General features: G+C 64.1%; 20 protein-coding genes. 11 read left to right on the forward strand and 9 right to left on the reverse strand.

From position 1 onward, the window contains the following. Nucleotides 1-90: 90 nt before the first annotated feature. Genes ACZ1JC_RS20440 through ACZ1JC_RS20450 form a run of 3 tightly spaced genes read right to left on the reverse strand, consistent with a single transcriptional unit; the run spans nucleotide 91 to nucleotide 2,556 of the window. Complete coding sequence (locus ACZ1JC_RS20440) at nucleotides 91-423, reverse strand: 2Fe-2S iron-sulfur cluster-binding protein (protein ID WP_465138423.1); 333 nt, start codon at nucleotides 421-423, stop codon at nucleotides 91-93. 1 nt (nucleotide 424) lies between these two features. After that, nucleotides 425-1,504 (reverse strand): cysteine desulfurase family protein, encoded by a 1,080-nt coding sequence (locus tag ACZ1JC_RS20445; RefSeq protein ID WP_465138422.1) that lies wholly within the window; start codon nucleotides 1,502-1,504, stop codon nucleotides 425-427. Continuing rightward, the gene (locus ACZ1JC_RS20450; protein WP_465138421.1) at nucleotides 1,501-2,556 is read right to left on the reverse strand and encodes a cysteine desulfurase family protein; all 1,056 of its coding nucleotides are present in this window, start codon (nucleotides 2,554-2,556) and stop codon (nucleotides 1,501-1,503) included. Before ACZ1JC_RS20450 ends, ACZ1JC_RS20445 begins: the two co-directional genes overlap by 4 nt. A 133-nt stretch (nucleotides 2,557-2,689) precedes the next feature. On the opposite strand from ACZ1JC_RS20450, the gene ACZ1JC_RS20455 reads away from it, so the two are divergent. Beyond that, nucleotides 2,690-3,346 carry an alpha/beta hydrolase gene (locus ACZ1JC_RS20455; protein ID WP_465138420.1) on the forward strand — a complete coding sequence of 219 codons (657 nt, stop codon included), beginning with the start codon at nucleotides 2,690-2,692 and terminating at the stop codon, nucleotides 3,344-3,346. Between the two features lie 41 nt (nucleotides 3,347-3,387). Here ACZ1JC_RS20455 and ACZ1JC_RS20460 read toward each other — a convergent pair whose 3' ends face one another. Then, on the reverse strand, nucleotides 3,388-3,600 hold the full coding sequence (locus ACZ1JC_RS20460; protein WP_465138419.1) for a hypothetical protein: 213 nt from the start codon (nucleotides 3,598-3,600) through the stop codon (nucleotides 3,388-3,390). Between the two features lie 93 nt (nucleotides 3,601-3,693). On the opposite strand from ACZ1JC_RS20460, the gene ACZ1JC_RS20465 reads away from it, so the two are divergent. Both ACZ1JC_RS20465 and ACZ1JC_RS20470 read left to right on the forward strand, forming a co-directional pair. Continuing rightward, a complete protein-coding gene (locus ACZ1JC_RS20465; protein ID WP_465138418.1) occupies nucleotides 3,694-5,532 on the forward strand; it encodes a DUF885 domain-containing protein in 1,839 nt (612 codons plus the stop codon). Between the two features lie 201 nt (nucleotides 5,533-5,733). Beyond that, nucleotides 5,734-6,120 (forward strand): DUF3597 domain-containing protein, encoded by a 387-nt coding sequence (locus ACZ1JC_RS20470; protein ID WP_465138417.1) that lies wholly within the window; start codon nucleotides 5,734-5,736, stop codon nucleotides 6,118-6,120. A gap of 79 nt (nucleotides 6,121-6,199) precedes the next feature. Here ACZ1JC_RS20470 and ACZ1JC_RS20475 read toward each other — a convergent pair whose 3' ends face one another. The 3 genes from ACZ1JC_RS20475 to ACZ1JC_RS20485 all read right to left on the reverse strand — a co-directional run bounded on the left by ACZ1JC_RS20475 (nucleotide 6,200) and on the right by ACZ1JC_RS20485 (nucleotide 9,244). Next, nucleotides 6,200-6,553 carry a hypothetical protein gene (locus tag ACZ1JC_RS20475; RefSeq protein WP_465138416.1) on the reverse strand — a complete coding sequence of 118 codons (354 nt, stop codon included), beginning with the start codon at nucleotides 6,551-6,553 and terminating at the stop codon, nucleotides 6,200-6,202. Between the two features lie 91 nt (nucleotides 6,554-6,644). Then, nucleotides 6,645-7,508, reverse strand: coding sequence for a class I SAM-dependent methyltransferase (locus tag ACZ1JC_RS20480; protein ID WP_465138415.1), 864 nt, complete (start codon nucleotides 7,506-7,508; stop codon nucleotides 6,645-6,647). A gap of 134 nt (nucleotides 7,509-7,642) precedes the next feature. Beyond that, a complete protein-coding gene (locus ACZ1JC_RS20485; protein ID WP_465169073.1) occupies nucleotides 7,643-9,244 on the reverse strand; it encodes a phosphoenolpyruvate carboxykinase in 1,602 nt (533 codons plus the stop codon). Nucleotides 9,245-9,482: 238 nt separating this feature from the next. On the opposite strand from ACZ1JC_RS20485, the gene ACZ1JC_RS20490 reads away from it, so the two are divergent. The 8 genes from ACZ1JC_RS20490 to ACZ1JC_RS20525 all read left to right on the forward strand — a co-directional run bounded on the left by ACZ1JC_RS20490 (nucleotide 9,483) and on the right by ACZ1JC_RS20525 (nucleotide 15,523). Then, on the forward strand, nucleotides 9,483-10,253 hold the full coding sequence (locus ACZ1JC_RS20490) for a response regulator transcription factor (protein WP_465138413.1): 771 nt from the start codon (nucleotides 9,483-9,485) through the stop codon (nucleotides 10,251-10,253). Then, nucleotides 10,246-11,847 (forward strand): sensor histidine kinase, encoded by a 1,602-nt coding sequence (locus ACZ1JC_RS20495; protein ID WP_465138412.1) that lies wholly within the window; start codon nucleotides 10,246-10,248, stop codon nucleotides 11,845-11,847. The genes ACZ1JC_RS20490 and ACZ1JC_RS20495 overlap by 8 nt, the downstream gene beginning before the upstream one ends. A gap of 2 nt (nucleotides 11,848-11,849) precedes the next feature. Further along, nucleotides 11,850-12,299: an HPr kinase/phosphorylase gene (locus ACZ1JC_RS20500; RefSeq protein ID WP_465138411.1), complete on the forward strand. Its 450-nt coding sequence runs from the start codon at nucleotides 11,850-11,852 to the stop codon at nucleotides 12,297-12,299. A 52-nt stretch (nucleotides 12,300-12,351) separates the two neighbouring features. Next, on the forward strand, nucleotides 12,352-13,314 hold the full coding sequence (gene rapZ / locus ACZ1JC_RS20505) for an RNase adapter RapZ (RefSeq protein ID WP_465138410.1): 963 nt from the start codon (nucleotides 12,352-12,354) through the stop codon (nucleotides 13,312-13,314). 66 nt (nucleotides 13,315-13,380) lie between these two features. Further along, nucleotides 13,381-13,788, forward strand: coding sequence for a PTS sugar transporter subunit IIA (locus ACZ1JC_RS20510; protein WP_395332833.1), 408 nt, complete (start codon nucleotides 13,381-13,383; stop codon nucleotides 13,786-13,788). Next, nucleotides 13,785-14,063 carry an HPr family phosphocarrier protein gene (locus ACZ1JC_RS20515; protein ID WP_395332831.1) on the forward strand — a complete coding sequence of 93 codons (279 nt, stop codon included), beginning with the start codon at nucleotides 13,785-13,787 and terminating at the stop codon, nucleotides 14,061-14,063. The genes ACZ1JC_RS20510 and ACZ1JC_RS20515 overlap by 4 nt, the downstream gene beginning before the upstream one ends. 10 nt (nucleotides 14,064-14,073) lie before the next feature. Continuing rightward, on the forward strand, nucleotides 14,074-14,883 hold the full coding sequence (locus ACZ1JC_RS20520) for a TrmH family RNA methyltransferase (RefSeq protein ID WP_465138409.1): 810 nt from the start codon (nucleotides 14,074-14,076) through the stop codon (nucleotides 14,881-14,883). Between the two features lie 190 nt (nucleotides 14,884-15,073). After that, nucleotides 15,074-15,523: an META domain-containing protein gene (locus tag ACZ1JC_RS20525; protein WP_465138408.1), complete on the forward strand. Its 450-nt coding sequence runs from the start codon at nucleotides 15,074-15,076 to the stop codon at nucleotides 15,521-15,523. 2 nt (nucleotides 15,524-15,525) lie between these two features. Here ACZ1JC_RS20525 and ACZ1JC_RS20530 read toward each other — a convergent pair whose 3' ends face one another. Together ACZ1JC_RS20530 and def are read right to left on the reverse strand one after the other, a co-directional pair. Continuing rightward, nucleotides 15,526-17,121, reverse strand: a complete 1,596-nt coding sequence (locus ACZ1JC_RS20530) for a DNA recombination protein RmuC (RefSeq protein WP_465138407.1) — start codon at nucleotides 17,119-17,121, stop codon at nucleotides 15,526-15,528. Nucleotides 17,122-17,189: 68 nt separating this feature from the next. Next, nucleotides 17,190-17,759 carry a peptide deformylase gene (gene def / locus ACZ1JC_RS20535; RefSeq protein WP_465138406.1) on the reverse strand — a complete coding sequence of 190 codons (570 nt, stop codon included), beginning with the start codon at nucleotides 17,757-17,759 and terminating at the stop codon, nucleotides 17,190-17,192. Nucleotides 17,760-17,786: the final 27 nt, after the last annotated feature.

Consider the following 17,786-nt stretch of genomic DNA (forward strand, 5'->3'; position numbering starts at 1 on the left):
GGCGGAACCTAGCAGCGCTCCGCCCGGTGCCAAGTCGGATTCCCGCGTTTTCCAGAGCTTGGTTTCCCGATTCGTTCCGATTTATGCGGATCAACCGATCTGCATGTCCCGCGAGAAGCCGGGGATGCGCACTTCCAGACCGTCCAGTGCGTCTGTCAGTTCGATCTGGCACGACAGGCGACTGGTGCGGGTGACGCCGGCAGCCAGGTCCAGCATGTCTTCCTCGTCGTTGGAGGCAGGTTCCAGCACGTCGAACCATTCGGGCGAGACGATCACATGGCAGGTGGAGCAGGCCATCTGGCCTTCGCAGGTTCCCTCAAGCGGCATCCCGCAACGCTGCGCAAGGGCAAGGAGGCGCGTGCCCGGCTCGGCCTCAGCCGTTACGGACGCACCTTCGGCGGTAACAAATCTGACGTTCAACAATTCAGACTCCCTGCGCCGCTGCTGCGGCATCGATACGTGCGCAGGCATCCTCGATTTCCCGGAGATCAGTATATCTCCCGAATCCCAGACGGATAGAGCTTTTGGCTTGTCCGTCGGAAAGCCCCAGTGCCTTCAGCACATGGCTAGGCCGGCCAGAGCCGCTGGCGCAAGCGGAACCGGCGGAAAAAGCCACGTCACGCAAGTCGGACATCAGCCGGGCGACATCCAGACCATCGAGCCGCAAATTGAGATTTCCGCGCCAGCGATGCTCGGCCGAGCCATTGAGCGTCCAGCGAAAGAGAATTTCGCGTGCGCGGGCCCAGAGCGCTTCGACATGGGCGGCATCCTCCGTCATGTGCCGAGTTGCCAGCTTGGCCGCCATGCCAAAGCCTGCGCAAAGGGCCGGACTCAACGTGCCGGAGCGCAAGCCCTGCTCCTGCCCGCCACCGAAAACCAGCGGCTTGAGTTCGATGCCATCACGAATCCAGAGCGCGCCGATGCCCTTGGGGCCGTAGAGCTTGTGCGCCGAGATCGCGATAAAGTCGGCCCCGGCCGGCGGCGCGATCTTGCCTGCACCTTGCACGGCGTCGCAAAGGAACAGCGCGCCGGCGCGGTGCGCGGCTTCGGCCAGTGCATCCACGGGTTGGATGGTGCCGATCTCATTGTTCGCCTGCATGACCGCCACGAGTCCGACACCCGCCGGGATCACCGCATCGGGATCGACCAGCCCGTCACCGTCGACCGGCAGAACGGACACGGCGGGATCGATCACCCGCGCGGTGTCGAGCACGGCGGCGTGTTCGATGGCCGAGACCGCCAGCCTGTTCCTTCCGCTACCGAATAGCGCCAGGTTGATCGCCTCGGTCGCACCCGAGGTGAAGACCACCCTGCCCCCCGGCGGCAGCAGCGCCGCGACCTGCTCGCGCGCGACTTCCACGATGGCGGCGGCACCGCGACCGGGCCGGTGCGGGCTATGCGGATTGGCGAAGCCGACGCCTTCGGGCCCGCCCAGCCATGGCAACATCGCCTCACGCGCCTCAGGGGCGAGCGGTGTCGTCGCCTGATAGTCGAGGTAGATCACGCATTCACCTGCCGCCACGCCTCTGCGAAGGCATCGAGTTCGGTCGGCGTTGTGTTCCAGCCGATGCTGATGCGCACGGTGCGGCGCGCGAGATCTTCATCGATGCCGAAGCCTTTCAGAACACGGCTTTGCTTGAGCGTGCCCGAAGAACAGGCGCTGCCGGCCGAAATCGCAAAGCCCATCGCATCCATGCGGATCAGCATCGCGGTCGCCGCCAGGCGCGGCGCGGCGACAGCAAAGATGTGCGAGCACTGCACGCCGGGCTGGATCACCTCACCATGTTCGAACAGGGCATTCTTGAAGTCGAAGCGCTGTTCGGCAGTGGTGGCCCAGTCCTCAAGTCCGCGCGCCTCCAACGCCGCCGCGAAGCCCAGCGCACCCGGTAGGTTCTCCGTTCCGGCCCGATAGCCGCGTTCCTGGCCGCCGCTGGGTTCAAGCATGGCGAAGTCCTTCACCAGCAGCGCGCCAATACCGATGGGGCCGCCCAGCTTGTGCGCCGAGAGCACGACCATGTCCGCATCGGGAAGCGCCGCCTTGCCCGCCGACTGCGAACAGTCGGCCAGAAACAACCCGCCTGCCTCACGCACCTGCTGAATCAGCGGGTCCTGCGCATAAGGCAGCAGCACCGTGCCGGTTTCCGAATTGATCGACTGCACCGCCACCACGGCGCGCGCGCCCTCTGCCAGCGCAGCGGCCAGAGCATCGGGATAGACCTCCCCTTCCCGCATCGGCAATTCCTGCGCGTCGGGCGCGGCGCGGAACACGGCATCATGCTCCACTGCCGAAACCAGCCGCCGCTGCGCTTTGGCCCGGCCGAGGCCGATGGCCAGAGCCTCGCTCGCGCCGGAGGTGAAAATCAGTTCACCCTGCCAGTTCAGCGCCTTTTTCAGCCGGTCGCGCGCGTCTTCCAGCGCGGCGCGGGCAGCGCGGCCGGCCTTGTGCGGACTGGAAGGGTTCGCCCAGATCGCCGCACCTTCCAGCCAGGCGTCGCGCGCCTCGGGCATGATCGGAGTGGTCGCAGCGTGGTCGAGATAGATCGTATGAGAGGCCATTGCTTGCAAAAGTTGTTTTCGGGCCGGTTGTTTCTATATAGCGAACCATTCCTTTTCCACTCCCGTGAGTGCCGACGTGGCAAATCGCCGCCGGTATTTCGCGGGAGTTTCAACAGGTCAGGCCCGCAAACACATGCCCGCAGTCATTTTTCCCGGACCCGAAGGCCGCCTCGAAGGCCGCTTCCAGCCCGCAACGCGCCCGCGCGCGCCCGTGGCCATGATCCTTCACCCCCACCCGCAGGCGGGCGGCACGATGAACGACCGCGTCACCCAGAACCTGTACAAGGCGTTCGTGGCCCGCGGCTTCGCCACCCTGCGCTTCAACTTCCGCGGCGTCGGCCGCAGCCAGGGCAGCTTCGACAACGGCGTGGGCGAATTGTCCGACGCGGCGGCCGCGCTCGACTGGGTGCAGTCGATCCATCCTGAGGCTTCGACCACCTGGATCGCCGGCTATTCGTTCGGCGCGCTGATCGGCATGCAGCTGCTGATGCGTCGTCCTGAGATTCGCGGCTTCATCTCGGTGGCGCCGCCGGCCAACATGTACGACTTCTCGTTCCTCGCCCCCTGCCCCGCTTCGGGCATCATCATCCAGGGTGCGGCGGACACGGTGGTTACGCCGAACGCGGTGCAGAAGCTGGTCGACAAGCTGCGCACGCAGAAGCACATCACCATCCACCACGATGAAATTCCGCGCGCGAACCACTTCTTCGAGAACGAGATGGACGACCTGATGCGCTCGGTCGACAACTACCTCGACATGCGCCTCTCGCCGGATTGCCCGATCAAGTAATCGGCGCGAGATCGCGAACAAAAATGAAGGGCGCCGGAGGGTTACTCCGGCGCCTTTTCCTTTGCCGCAGCGTCGGCCAGCGAATTGCCGTCGGGCGTCGGCACCACCAGAATCGCCACGTTCACCGCCATCACCCCGGCCAGCACGAGCATCAAAACGGCTTGCTTGCGATAGCCCCCGCGCCGAAACAGCGCGATAGCGCCCAGCACTAGCGCGGCGGAGGCAAGAACGAGCAGGGAAAGCGCAATATCCATCGTTTTCCCCTAGCCCAGCACGATCCGGCAATCGAGCGGGTTTGACACACGCTCCACCGCTCGCCAGTTTCGCGGCCCATGAAGAACCAAGTCATGGGAACCGCGCCCCTCTCGCGCCGCACCACCCTCCAGCTTCTAGCCACCGGAACCGCTGCACTTGCCCTGCCCGGCGCGCGGGCGCTGGCCGCTGCACCGTCCGGCCAGAAGGCGGCTTCCGATCTGCTCGATTCGATCGCCTGGAACCTGCTGGAACACGCCCCTGAAAACGCCACCAGCCTGGGCGTCGATACTGGCGCTCACGCGGGCCTGCGTTCGCGCCTTGAGGATCGCTCCTTCGCCGGCCGCAATGCGCTGGCAAAGACGCTGCGCGCCGATCTGGCCCGTGCCGAGGCGTTCGACACCACAGGGCTCGACCATGCCGATCGTACCAGCCTTGCCGTGATCCGCAGCGCCTATCGCACCGCGCTGGACGGTCTGGCCCAGCCTTATGGCGACGTGGCCGTGGGTGGCTGGCGCAACACGCCCTACGTCGTGATCCAGAACGTGGGCGCCTATCTCGATACGCCCAAATTCCTCGATGCCGACCATCAGGTAAAAACGGCCGAGGACGCGGAGGCTTACGTCTCACGCCTTGCCCAGTTCGATTCGCAGCTAGACGGCGAGCTGGAGCGGATGCGCGCGGCCACCGACAAGGGCCTCGTCCCGCCGGACTTTCTGCTGGACCGCGCCATCGCCCAGATGGAAAGCACGATTGCCGATGCCCGCAATAACGGCGGCGGGCTCGTTTCTTCGCTTGTGGGCCGCACCAAGACTATCCCCGGCGACTGGGAAAACCGCACCAAGACCATCGTCGCGGGCGAAGTGGTGCCGGCGCTGGAACGTCAGCTGGCCGAACTCAAGCGCCAACGCGGCCTTGCCAAGAGCGATCCGGGCATGGGCGCCCGTCCGCATGGCCCCGAATTCTACGCCTGGGCCCTGCGCGCCAGCACCACCACGACCGTTCCGGCAGAGGAAATCCACCAGCGGGGGCTGGAGGAACTGGCCGCGCTCCACGCCCGTATGGACCCGATCCTGAAGTCGCTGGGCTACACCACCGGAACGGTGGGTGCACGCATGACCGCGTTGGGCAGCGACAAGCGCTTCATGTTCCCCGAAGGCGATCCCGGCCGCGCCGAGATCATGGCCTTCATCCAGAAGCGCATCGACTGGATCCGTGCACAGATGCCGCGCGCGTTCCGCGATCCGGTCAGCGGCAAGGTTGAAGTGCGCCGCCTGCCGCTTTCCGAAGAGCCCGGCGCGCCCACAGCCTATGGCGGCGGCGGCTCGAAGGACGGTACCGTGCCCGGCAAGATGTGGATCAACCTCCACACCACCGATCTGCATCGCAAGTTCGACCTGCCCACGCTGGTCCATCACGAGGCGATCCCCGGCCACGTCTGGCAGGGCGAATATGCCAACCGACTGCCGCTGATCCGCTCCATGCTGGCATTCAACGCCTATTCCGAAGGTTGGGCGCTTTACGGCGAGCAGCTTGCAGACGAGCTTGGCGCCTATGACGACGATGCGGTCGGCCGCTTGGGCTACCTCCAGTCAATCGCCTTCCGCGCCTGCCGCATGGTGGTGGATACCGGCCTTCACGCCAAGGGCTGGAGCCGTCAGCAGGCGGTGCAGTTCTTCGTGGAGAAGAACGGCAGCAACGCAGGCGAAATCGCCAGCGAAGTGGACCGTTACTGCTCGTGGCCGGGTCAGGCCTGCGGCTACAAGATGGGCCATTCGGAAATCAACCGCCAGCGCACCCGCGCGCAGCAGGCGCTGGGCTCGGCCTACGACCTGCGCGATTTCAACCAGGCCGTGGTCGATGGCGGCAACGTCCCGCTGGACGTGCTGGCGACCAATATCGACGAGTATATCGCGGGCCATAAGGCACACTGATCACTCCACCGCACTCACGGGGCACCGTGCCCCGTGGGTGCGGACATGGCGTAGGCAGAGCACCGGCTAACGGGCAGGATTGCTGCGCCGTGGGCACAAGGCCGACTCCGGCCCTTGCCGTTCACTGCGTTCTGTACCCTGCCCCCCGGAACTCTGCCCCATGCGGCTTAGCCTCATGCGGTTCAGCCAAGGAGTACGACCATGTCCATCTTCGGCTCGATCAAGGATGCCATCTTCGGCAAGAAGAAGGCCGCGCCCCCGCCTGCTGCCGCAGCTCCTGTCGCGGCGGCCCCAGCCCCGGCTGCAGCCGCTCCGCCACCCCCGGTCGCCGAAGAGCCGGTGGACGTGAACGCAGTGCTGACCGAAATGGCATCCGGCACCAATCTCGACTGGAAGCACTCGATCGTCGATCTGATGAAAGTGCTGAATATCGATTCCAGCCTCGGCAACCGCAAGGAACTGGCGCAGGAGCTGGGCTATACCGGCGCGCTGGACGGATCGGCCGAAATGAACCTGTGGCTGCACAAGGAAACGCTGCGCCAGTTGGCCGCACATGGCGGGCAAGTGCCGGCCGACATGCTGGACTGAACCGATCGCCGGAACCCCCGGCACGAGAAAGGCCGCCCCGCTTTGGCAGGGCGGCCTTTCTTCATCGCAGCAGAGGTGTTCAGCTCTTGCCGAACAGGCCCTTTGCCATGTCGGTAATGTCGTCGATCACGCTGCCATCGCCGTCCTTGTCCAGGAACGAGGCGAACTTGCCGGGGTCGCTCGACACCATGCTGGCGAACTGGCCCAGCGAACCTTCGCCGCCGATCGACGCGATGATCTGCTGAATGGTGCCGACGCCAAGGCCGGTCTTCTCCGCCGCCAGTTGCGCGGTATCGCCCTCTTGCTGATGCGCGAAGCCAAGCGCGGCAATAGCCTTTTCAGTCGTGGCCGTATCGAGGCCCAACTTGCCGGCAAGATTTTCGACATCGGGGTGATCGCTGACCTGGCCGAGAATTCCGTCGAAAAGTCCCATGGTGCAGTCTCCTTGATGAGTGCAGGCGGAATATGAGCGCAAACGATGACGAACGGAAGGCTTTCCGCAGTGTCCATTCGGCTATGCGCGATCAACGCCCCGGATTGCAGGCCGTGACGATCCAGGCAGCCCCTTCGATCTCCACCGAGCGTTCGCCGGGACAGGCGGAAAAGGCGGCGTGTACGGCTTTCTCGGCACGTTCGCGTATCGCGTCTGGCTGATCGGCCAGCGCGCGGGACAGCGGGCCGACCTCGAACGCCATGTTCACCGCATCCGCCACGGCGGCCGGGCGGTCCTCACCCAATCCGAAGCTAATGGTGTGGTCGAACGGGCGCATTTCGCAGTCCGCGAAGCCGGCGGCGGCCAGAATGCCCTCCACCCGCGCCCGATCACCGAACGAAAACGGCCCGGGGGCATCGGCACTCGGCGGCTCGGTTGGCGGCACGATTTCCTTGATCGCGCCCATCGGCAGGCGAACCCAGTCGTTCTCCGCCGCACTTCGCCAACAGACGAAGACCAGACGGCCGCCGGGCCGCAGCGAAAGGCGCATGTGCGCGAATGCTGCAACGGGATCGTCGAAGAACATCACGCCGAAGCGCGAATAGAGCAGGTCGAAGCCTTCCACCGGAAGCGGCGCAACGCTGACGTCCGCCACGTCGAAAGTGATCGGCAGGTTCGGCGGCGTGGTCTGGCGCGCCCGCTCGATCAGCGGTGTCGAGATATCGAGCGCCAGAACATGGCCGCGCGAACCGATCTGCCTGCCGATCTCGAACGTCTGAGTCCCGGCCCCGCATCCCACGTCGAGCACATGCTCCCCAGTCTGCGGTGCGGCGGCTGCCAAAGCGGCCTGGCCGAAAGGCTGCAGCATCAGGTCAAGCCGCGCCTGATTGGTCACCCAGCGCAGGCCACTCGTTCCGTTCCAATCCGAGACCTGATAGACATTTTTGCGCGACATCGACGCCTCTTTAATATGCTATTGCGACTTAATATCATATTTGGAACACACTTCAAATGCCATCCGGCCGGGATAGCAAAAGGGCCCCGGAGCGTATGCTCCGAGGCCCTCGTGATTGCTTTCGCCTAAGCCGATCAGGCCGAGACGGGAGCCGCCCGGCGAACGCCTTCGTCGACATGGGCTTCGAACTGGGCGAAGTTGTCGATGAACTGCTTCACCAGCGTCTGCGCGGTCTTGTCGTATTCGGCACCGTCAGCCCAGGCCGCACGCGGATCGAGCAGCTTGGCATCGACGCCCGGCACCGCCACCGGAATTTCGAAACCGAAGTTCGGATCTTCCTTGAATTCGGCGGTGTTCAGGCTGCCGTCCAGTGCAGCATTGAGCAGCGCGCGGGTGGCCTTGATCGGCATGCGCTTGATGCCTTCCATCGTGGCCTTACCGCCCGACCAGCCGGTGTTGACCAGCCAGCACTTCACGCCGCCCTTGGCGATACGCTCCTTCAGGAGGTTGCCGTAGACCGACGGGTGACGCGGCATGAACGGCGCGCCGAAGCAGGTGCTGAACGTGGCTTCCGGTTCGGTCACGCCGATCTCGGTACCGGCAACGCGCGCGGTGTAGCCCGAGAGGAAGTGGTACATCGCCTGATCGGGCGTCAGACGCGCGATCGGAGGCAGCACGCCGTAAGCGTCCGCGGTCAGGAAGATGATGTTCTTCGGAACCGGGCCGAGGTTCTTCTCCGACGTGTTCGGGATGAAGTCGATCGGATAGGAACCGCGGCTGTTCTCGGCCAGCGAGTTGTCGTCGAGATCGATCTGGCGCGTCACCGGATCAATCACCACGTTTTCGAGAACGGTGCCGAAACGCTTGGTGGTGGCGAAGATTTCCGGCTCTGCTTCTTTGGAGAGACGGATCATCTTGGCGTAGCAACCGCCTTCGAAGTTGAACACGGCGGTGTCCGACCAGCCATGCTCATCGTCACCGATCAGCGTGCGCGAAGCGTCGGCCGAAAGCGTGGTCTTGCCGGTGCCTGAAAGGCCGAAGAACACGGCTGTGTCACCTTCAGGCCCGATGTTGGCCGAGCAGTGCATCGGCATCACGCCCTTGGTGGGCAGCAGGTAGTTGAGAATGCCGAAGACCGACTTCTTCATTTCGCCCGCATAGGACGTGCCGCCGATCAGGATCAGCTTCTCGGTGAAGTTGACCGCGATCACGGTTTCGCTGCGGCTGCCGTGACGCTCAGGATCGGCGCGGAAGCTGGGCAGATCGATGATCGTGTACTCGGGCGCGAAGCCTTCGAGTTCGGTCGCGCTCGGGCGCACCAGCAGGGTGCGGATGAACAGGTTGTGCCAGGCGAATTCGTTGATCACGCGCACGTTGACACGGTGCTCGGGCTGCGAACCACCGAAAAGGTCGGCGACGTAAAGCGTGTCTTTCTCAGCGACCGCTTTAAGGAAGTCTTCCTTCAGTGCAGCAAAGTGCTCCGGCGTCATGGCGACGTTGGTCTTGCCCCACCACACCGTGTTCTCCGTCTCGGCATCCTTGACGATGAACTTGTCCTTGGCCGAACGGCCGGTGTGCTTGCCGGTGGCGACCACGAACGGACCGTCGACGCTCAGCACGCCCTCTCCGTTCCTGACCGCATGTTCGACGAGCGGGGCCGTGCCCAGATTCGCGAATATTTCCGCGCTTGTTTCAATGCCTTGTTTGGCGAGCGAGTAGTTAAGGGTAGCGGTCAATGTCATCTCCTCCATTTTCAGACACCTCTCGATCGGGATCGAGACGTACCCGGACATTTTTACGCAAGACTCGGGGGCGCGCTTAATCGCGCCCCTCTTTTCCGTCAAATCCACAGGAAAATAAACCAATCGGGTTGCGACGAACGTGATCTCTTTTGCGTCCGGAACGGAGATTGTCAGCCGGATGGAGTATCGCTAGGCGTTATCACCAAGCGAAAAGAGGAACCCGATCAGCCCCATGGCAGAGCCGTCGACACCGCCCGGGCAGAACGAGCCGCAGCGCAGCGACAGCGCAGCGCGGCCCCAGACGATCGCTCTGGTCGACGATGACCGCAATATTCTGGCCACACTGTCGATCGGCCTGCAGGCCGAAGGCTTCGCCACCCGCGTCTATACCGACAGCGAGGCCGCCTTGAAGGCGCTGCTCGACAATCCGCCGGACCTTGCGATCTTCGACATCAAGATGCCGCGCATGGACGGCCTGTCTTTGCTGCAGGCCCTTCGCGCACAATCGAGCCTGCCGGTCATCTTCCTCACCTCGAAGGACGAGGAGCCCGACGAGGCGCTGGGCCTTGCCATGGGAGCGGACGACTACATCACCAAACCCTTCAGCCAGCGCCTCCTGGTCGCGCGCATTCGCGCCATCCTGCGGCGCAGCGAACTGGCCCGCGCACCCGCCGATGCCACCTCCGGCGAAGCGGTGCCGGAAACCGTGGTGCGTGGCCGCCTGCAACTGGATCCCGCGCGCCATCAGGTCTCGTGGCAAGGCCGGCCGGTCTCGCTGACGGTGACCGAATTCCTAATCCTCGAAGCACTCGCCATGCGCCCCGGCGTGGTAAAAAGCCGCAACCAGTTGATGGACGCCGCCTATAGCGACGACGTCTATGTCGACGATCGCACGATCGACAGCCACATCAAACGCCTGCGTCGCAAGTTCCGCGCTGTGGACGCGGAGTTTGCGGCGATCGATACGCTCTACGGCGCCGGCTACTCGTTCACCGATGGCTGACCGCGCGCGCCGGCCTGCCTCGCGCAAGGCGCCTAAGCGAGTCCGCCTCGGGCTGCCGTGGCGCGTCTCGCTTACTGCACGCATCCTGGCCGTCAACGTCATTGCCCTGGCCCTGCTGGCGGGCAGCCTGTTCTATCTCGACAGCTATCGCCGCGAACTTCTGGACGAACGCTATCGCCTTGCCGCTTCGCAGGCGGAGATCGTCGCCCATGCCCTGGCCGCGACGCCGCGAGACCAGCACCGCAAGCTGATCGCACGGATCGGATCCAGCGAGACACTCCGCCTGCGGCTGTTCGACGCCAAGGGCCAGTTGGTGGCAGACAGCTTCGCGCTCGCCCCACCCTCGTACACGCTGGTCGACCCCGCCAAGGAACCCTGGCTGCAGGATGCCGCGCGCGTTCTCGATCGCAGCATGGACTTCGTGCTCGGCTCGCCCCCGGTTCCACCCTATCATGACAATCCCGGCGCCGATGCGCGGGCCTGGCCGGAGATTTCCGCCGCCCTCACCGCCGGACGCACGGAGGTGAGCCACGAGGCCGCGCCGGACCGCACACCCGTCATCATCGCCGCAACCCCGGTCGGCGCAACCGGCGGCGCACTGCTCGTCACCCGCAACGCCCGCGACATTACGGAAAACGTGCGCATGGCACGCCAGACGCTGGCCTTTATTGTCGGCGGCGCACTGGGTGTCTCGATCCTGCTCTCCCTGTTTCTTGCCCGCACGATCGTCGAGCCACTGCGCAAGCTGGTGCGCGCCACCGTCCGGGTGCGGTTGGGCCGCGATCGCAGCGTCGTGGTCCCCCGCCTGCCCGACCGGCGCGACGAGATCGGCCTGCTGGCCCGCGCGGTATCCGACATGAGCGGTGCGCTGCGCCAGCGCATCGACGCGGTGGAAAGCTTCGCAGCCGACGTCGCCCACGAACTCAAGAACCCGCTCACCTCGCTGCGTAGCGCGCTCGAAAGTCTGGACCGCGTGGATGAACCAGGCCTGCGCCGCCAGCTGATCGGCATTGCCAAGGACGACGTGCGGCGGATCGATTTCCTGGTGACCGAGATCGCTGACGCCAGTCGCATCGATGCGGAACTCAGCCGCACTACTTTCGAGCCGGTTGACATGCTGCGCCTGGTACGCGCGCTGGTGGCGGAGCGCGAGCAGCGCGGCGTCAACGGCAATTGCCCGATCGAGATCGCAGAGATTGCCGCAAGCGATGCGATTGGAAAGCAAGGGCTTGTCGTGGCCGGCGACGCGGGCCGGCTGGAGCGGGTGCTGCAGAACCTGCTGGATAATGCGATCTCCTTTTCGCCTGGCGGAGCGCCCATCGAAGTCACCCTGGCGCGAGAGGGCCAGCGCGTGATCATCGGCGTCTCCGACCATGGCCCGGGCATTCCCGAAGCCTCGCGCGAACGCATCTTCGAACGCTTCCACTCGCTCCGTCCATCCGGCGAAGAGTTCGGCAAGCACAGCGGCCTGGGTCTCGCCATCGCACGCACCATCGTAGAGGCCCACTTCGGCAAATTGCGCGCGACGGACCGCACCGACGGCGAACATGGCGCCCGACTGGTGTTCTCGCTGCCCGCATGGCAGGGTGAATGACGATGCCCAGTTCGCCTGCGCCCGCCCCCGCCAATGTTCGACAAGCGACCTGCATCGCCATCGATGGCCGCGCGATACTGATCGAGGGAAATTCCGGCGCAGGCAAATCGACCCTCGCGCTGGAGCTTATCGATCGCGGCGCCGTGCTCGTGGGCGACGACGGCGTGGTGCTCGAAGCGGCCGACAATCGCCTGCTCGCCCATCCCCATCCCAACACGCGCGGGCTGCTGGAAGTCCGCAATCTGGGAATTCTGGCGTTTCCCTGCATCGACGAAGCGCCAGTCGTGCTGGTCATCGCGCTCGATCCGGAGGCGCCGCGCTTCATCGAAGCGGCCGAGACGGTGGAAATCGCCGGAATCGAGCTACCACTGGTGCGACTGTGGCCACAGGGCGGATCTCTTGCACTTAAGGTGGAACTGGCAGTGTCCCACTTTGGCAACAGGGTTTGCTGACTCTCCTTCCGCCCCCTTCCTTTTCCGGGCGGCCCGGCGCAAACAGGCCCCCATGACCCTCGATTCCCCCGAAACCGATCAATTGCCGGAAACCAGCGCCGCTCCCGACCGGCAGCGCGTGCTGCTGGTCACCGGCATGCTCGGTGCCGGCAAGACGACCGCGCTGCGGGTGCTTGAGGATCTGGGCTGGGAAATCATCGACAACTTCCCGGTGCGCCTGCTCGATCGCCTGATCGACAGCGCGCCGGTTGCGGACCAGTCGCCGCGGCCGTCGCTGGCGATCGGCTTCGATTGCCGCACGCGCGGGTTCGACCCCGACCGCGTGATTGCGCAAGTGAAGGCGCTCAGCGAACGCCACGACATCGAACTGAACACACTGTTCCTCGATTGTTCGAGCAAGGAATTGGAGCGCCGCTTCAACGAAACCCGCCGCCGCCACGCGCTGGCCGCGGATGCCCCCGTGGACACCGGCATCCGTGCAGAACGCGAATTGCTCGCCCCGCTGCGCCGCTGGGCGGACCTGCTCGTGGAAACCACCGAATTCACCTCGAACGATCTGCAGCGGGTGATTCGCGAACGCTTCTCCACCGAACAGCCTGACGATCTGACGCTGACCGTCTCCAGCTTCGGCTTCTCGCGCGGGATGCCGCCACTGGCCGATCTCGTCTTCGACATGCGCTTCGTGGAAAACCCGCATTGGGATCCGGAACTGCGCCCGATGACCGGCCTCGACGCGCCAGTGGGCGATTACGTGCGTCGCGATCCCGCCTTTGACGAGGCTTTTACCCGCATCCGCGACCTGCTTCTCCTGCTGCTTCCGCGATACCGGGCGCAGGGCAAGGCCTATGTCCACATCGCCTTCGGTTGCACCGGCGGCCGTCATCGATCGGTATACACAGCCGAACGCATGGCTGCGGCCTTGCGCGAAGCGGGATTTTCGCCCACATTGTTGCACCGCAACCTGGGCTCGCGAGCAGCCGATCTTCTGGAAGGAGGTCAGCGGCGTGAACGATAAGTATATTCCCCGGGAACTATCAACCTGGTCGCCCAAGCAAGAAAAATTTCGGAGCCCGTTTCCAGCATGATCGGCATGATCCTGGTGACTCACGGCAATCTCGCCGAAGAGTTCGTACACGCGATGGAGCACGTCGTCGGCGATCAGTCGGCGGTGGCGACTGTCTGCATCGGTCCCAATGACGATATGGAACGCCGCCGCAGCGAGATTGCCGATGCGATCGTCGCGGTCGACAGCGGCGAAGGCGTCATCATCCTCACCGACCTGTTCGGCGGCACCCCTTCCAATCTGGCGATCTCGCTGATGGAAGCCGGGCGCGTGGAAGTGATCGCCGGCATCAACCTGCCGATGCTGATCCGCCTCGCAAAAGCGCGGGCCTGCATGTCCGTGCGCGAAGCGGCAGCTGCCGCGCGCGATGCCGGACGCAATTACATTACCATTGCCAGCGAATATCTGGGACAAGATGCCGCATGAACGATTGCAGTGAGACCGTCCTGATCGTGAACCAGCGCGGATTGCATGCGCGCGCCAGTGCCAAGTTCGTAAACCATGTCGCCGAATTGCCGACATCCGTACTCGTCAAGGTTGGCAAGGACGGCGTGGAAGCGGCCGGCAACTCCATTCTCGGCCTGATGATGCTGGGCGCCGCCAAGGGCGACAGCATCGAGATTTCCTGCGCAGGCGAAGGCGCGCCGGAAGCGCTGAATCTGCTCGCCGGCCTCGTCCGCGATGGTTTCGGCGAAGAATAAGGGCAGTACGTTGGCCGAGCGCCGCACTATTACCGGATTTTCGAACCCGCTGGTCAAGTTCCTGCGCTCGCTGCGCGAGAAGAAGCACCGCAAGCGGGAACAGCGGTTCCTTGCCGAAGGCCTGCGTCTGCTGACCGATGCCCGCGAATGCGGCATCGTGCCCGAGATGCTGGTCATGGCGATCGGCCGCGATCCTCACCCGCTGCTCGACGCGCTGGAACACGCCGTGGCGGCTGCCGGTGGCGACATCGTCGAGATGGATGTCGACATCCTTGCCAAAGTCACCGGCAAGGACAATCCGCAGGCCGTTGCTGGCGTATTCGCCGAATTCGATACCCGCATCGCCAACCTCGATCGCGCCGCCGCGCCGATCTGGCTGGTGGCGCAGGCCCTGCGCGATCCTGGCAACCTGGGCACCATGCTCCGTACTGGCGATGCCGTCGGCGCGGGCGGCCTGATCCTGCTGGATGACTGCGCCGATCCGTTCTCGGTAGAGGCCGTGCGCGCCAGCATGGGCGCGATCTTCACGCAGAAGATCGTCACCGCACGCTGGGACGAATTCCTGCCGTGGCTGCGGGGCGGCGAAGGCCAGTTGGTCGCCGCTTCGCTACGCGATCCGACCGACTATCGCGAGGCGGCCTATGCCGCACCATGCTTCCTGATGGTGGGCAACGAATCGCAGGGGCTTCCGCAGGAGTACGAGGAAGCATGCGATCTGCGAGTAACGATCCCGATGCTGGGTCGCGCCGATAGCCTCAATGCGGCAGTTGCCGGCGCGGTATTGGCATACGAAGCCTTGGCACATCTTCGCACCGACTAATTCCAGTCGCTTCGCGTTATTGAAGATTTGGGCGCAAGCAGGGGAGCAAAGCCCCTGCACCTCCATCACCACCTGCGCTTCGCCTCACATATCAGGTGAACAAGCATTGCCGGAATGAACACCTTTCGCGCCTGAATCCCTACAAAGGTGTTCATCACAGCCTCAGGTCGGATGTGCGAGAAACTTTCGCATGCTTCGTCACGCGATTTTTCCGGCCTCCTGCGCCGCCATGCTTGCTGCCTGTTCCGGTTCGGGCGGTAACGGCGATCCGCAGCTTGCCCGCAGTTCCTGGCGTATCACTCTGATCGATGGACAACGCCCGCAGGCCGATGGCGCCAGGATCTCGTTCGAAGGCCGGAAAATCGGCATCCGTGTAGGCTGCAACCAGATGGACGGCCCATGGCATATCGATGATGACCGGCTCATTGCCGGCCCCCTCTCTCTCACCGAGATGAGCTGCCCCACGCCTGCATGGGATCAGGAAAAAGCCATCGGCGCCCTGCTCGTCGCCACCCCGCGCCTTGTCATCGACAACAACCGGATGACCCTGCAATCGAGCGGCCATACGGCCGAACTGCAGCGCGAAACCAGCGTTGCCGGGAACGACAAAGCTAACGAAGCCAGCGGCAAGGCCTTCTAGGCTTACTCCGCCGCTTCGGCGCCTTCCGCTTCAAGATCATCCGAAAAATCGGCAAGCTGCGCCCCGGTGTCAGCATAACGCGGCATCTCTTCCACCGCCGCTACATCGTCGGAAATCTCGCGCTTGCCGATCTTGATGTGCTTTTCGGTAAGACGACGCGCGCGGCTCATCACATTGCCTTCGTAAGTTCTGGCAAATGCATTGAACGAGTTCACCGCTCGCCCAAGGTGCTGCCCTACTTTGCCGAGATCGTCCTGCGTCTTGGCAAGGCTGTCATAAAGATCACTGCCGAGCTTGCCGATCTCGCGCGCTTCCTTGGCGAGCCCTTCCTGCTGCCAGACTTGCGCAATGGTGCGGCAGATGGCGACGAGGTTGGTCGGGCTGGCAAGCAGCACGCGCCGCTCGAAGGCATAGTCCCACAAACTGGAATCGTGATCGAGCGCCGCGGCAATGAAATGCTCGCCCGGCACGAACATCAGAACGTAATCCGGGGCGTTCTCGAACTGGCTCTGGTAGCTCTTGTTGCCCAGCGTCTGGATGTGATTGCGCATCGAGGCAGCATGCTGGTCCAGGAACGCCATGCGCCGCGTCTCGTCATCGGCCTCGAACGCGTCCTGATAGGCGTTGAGAGAAACCTTGGCGTCGATAACGAGTTGCTTGTTGCCGGGAATCCGGACGATCGCATCGGGGCGGAGACGCCCTTCCTCGGTATCGACCGAATGCTCGGTCACGAAATCGGTATGTTCAGTCAGGCCGCACTGTTCGAGCACGTTCTTGAGCTGCTGCTCGCCCCAGCGGCCACGCGCCTTCGGGGCATTGCGCAACGAGTTGCCGAGACGGACCGCTTCCGCCCGCACTTGCTCCTGGCCAACGCGCAGCGCCTCGATCTGGCCGGTAAGCTGACCGAAGGCGTCGACGCGCTTCGCTTCCAGCGCAGTGACCTGCTCCTCATAGCTCTTCAACCGCGCGCCGACTGGGGCCAGCAGTGTGGCAATACGCTCTGCATTGGCCTTCTCGCTTTCCTCAAAACGCGCGCCAGCACGGTTGAGGAAGGCTTCCTGCGCGCCTGCCAGCACTTTGGCACCGGCGTTCTCGAACTCCTTGCGCAGCGCTTCCTGCGCTTCGATCAGCAGACGCTTCTGTTCGTCGAAGTTGGCCGATTTTTCGCGCAGAGTCGCCAGTTCCGACGCCAGTTCGCGCTGCTCGCGGCGCAAAGCATCAACCAGAGCCGCATGCTCTGAGCGCGTGTTTTCGAGGGTTTGAGTCAGGTCGCCGCGCGTGCGATCCAGCACCGTGCCGTGCTCGCCGCGCAGGCGTTCCACCGCTTCACCATGGCTGCGACGGGCGAGTTCCATCGCCTGCGCATGGTCAACGCGGGTACGATCTAGAGTTTCGGCAAGGTCATCCGCACGGCTGGCGCGTTCGCTGGCCGATGCAAGATCGCGAATCGCGGCGCGGAACTTCTCATCGAGTTCGCGCGCCTCACGATCGCGGATTTCGTGGCGGTTTCGCCAGTCGGCGGCCGGTCTGGAACCGAAGAACCAGCCGGCCCCAAGACCGACAACAAGCGCGAGAATAGCGACGACAGCGATTTCCATTCCGGCAGCATAGCCGGAACATTCAGGGAACGCCAGCCCTCAAGCCAGCTTTTCCCCAATGTGCGAAATCAGGCTGCCTTACGCAGCTTGTCGAGCTTCTTGAGCGCCATCTGACGCTTCAGGCGCGAGAGGTGATCGATGAAGAGGATGCCTTCGAGATGGTCCATCTCGTGCTGGAGGCAGGTGGCCATCAGGCCATCCATCTCTTCCTCGTGCACCTTGCCGTCAAGATCCTGCCAGCGCGCACGGATGCGCGAGGGGCGTTCGACGTCAGCGAAGATCTCCGGCACCGAAAGGCAGCCTTCCTGATAGACCGTGTGGTCTTCCGAAGGATCGAGGATTTCCGGATTGATGAAGATCCGGGGTTCCTTCTTGGTCGGCTGGTGCGTGTGGTGGTGACCGCCGTGCGCGGAGCACACTTCCGGCTCGGCATCTTCGTCGTCAGGCTGGAGATCGATCACCAGCACGCGCAGCGGCACGCCCACCTGAATGGCGGCAAGGCCGATGCCCGGCGCGTCATACATCGTCTCGAACATGTCTTCGACGAGCGTCTTTAGCTCGTCGTCGAACTTTTCGACGGGGACCGAAACCTGCTTGAGACGCGGATCGGGAACTTCGAGGATTTCACGAATAGCCATGCCCCGCAAATAAGCGCGATGGCCGAT

It is taken from the genome of Sphingomonas sp. BL-S-28, from assembly GCF_055521515.1.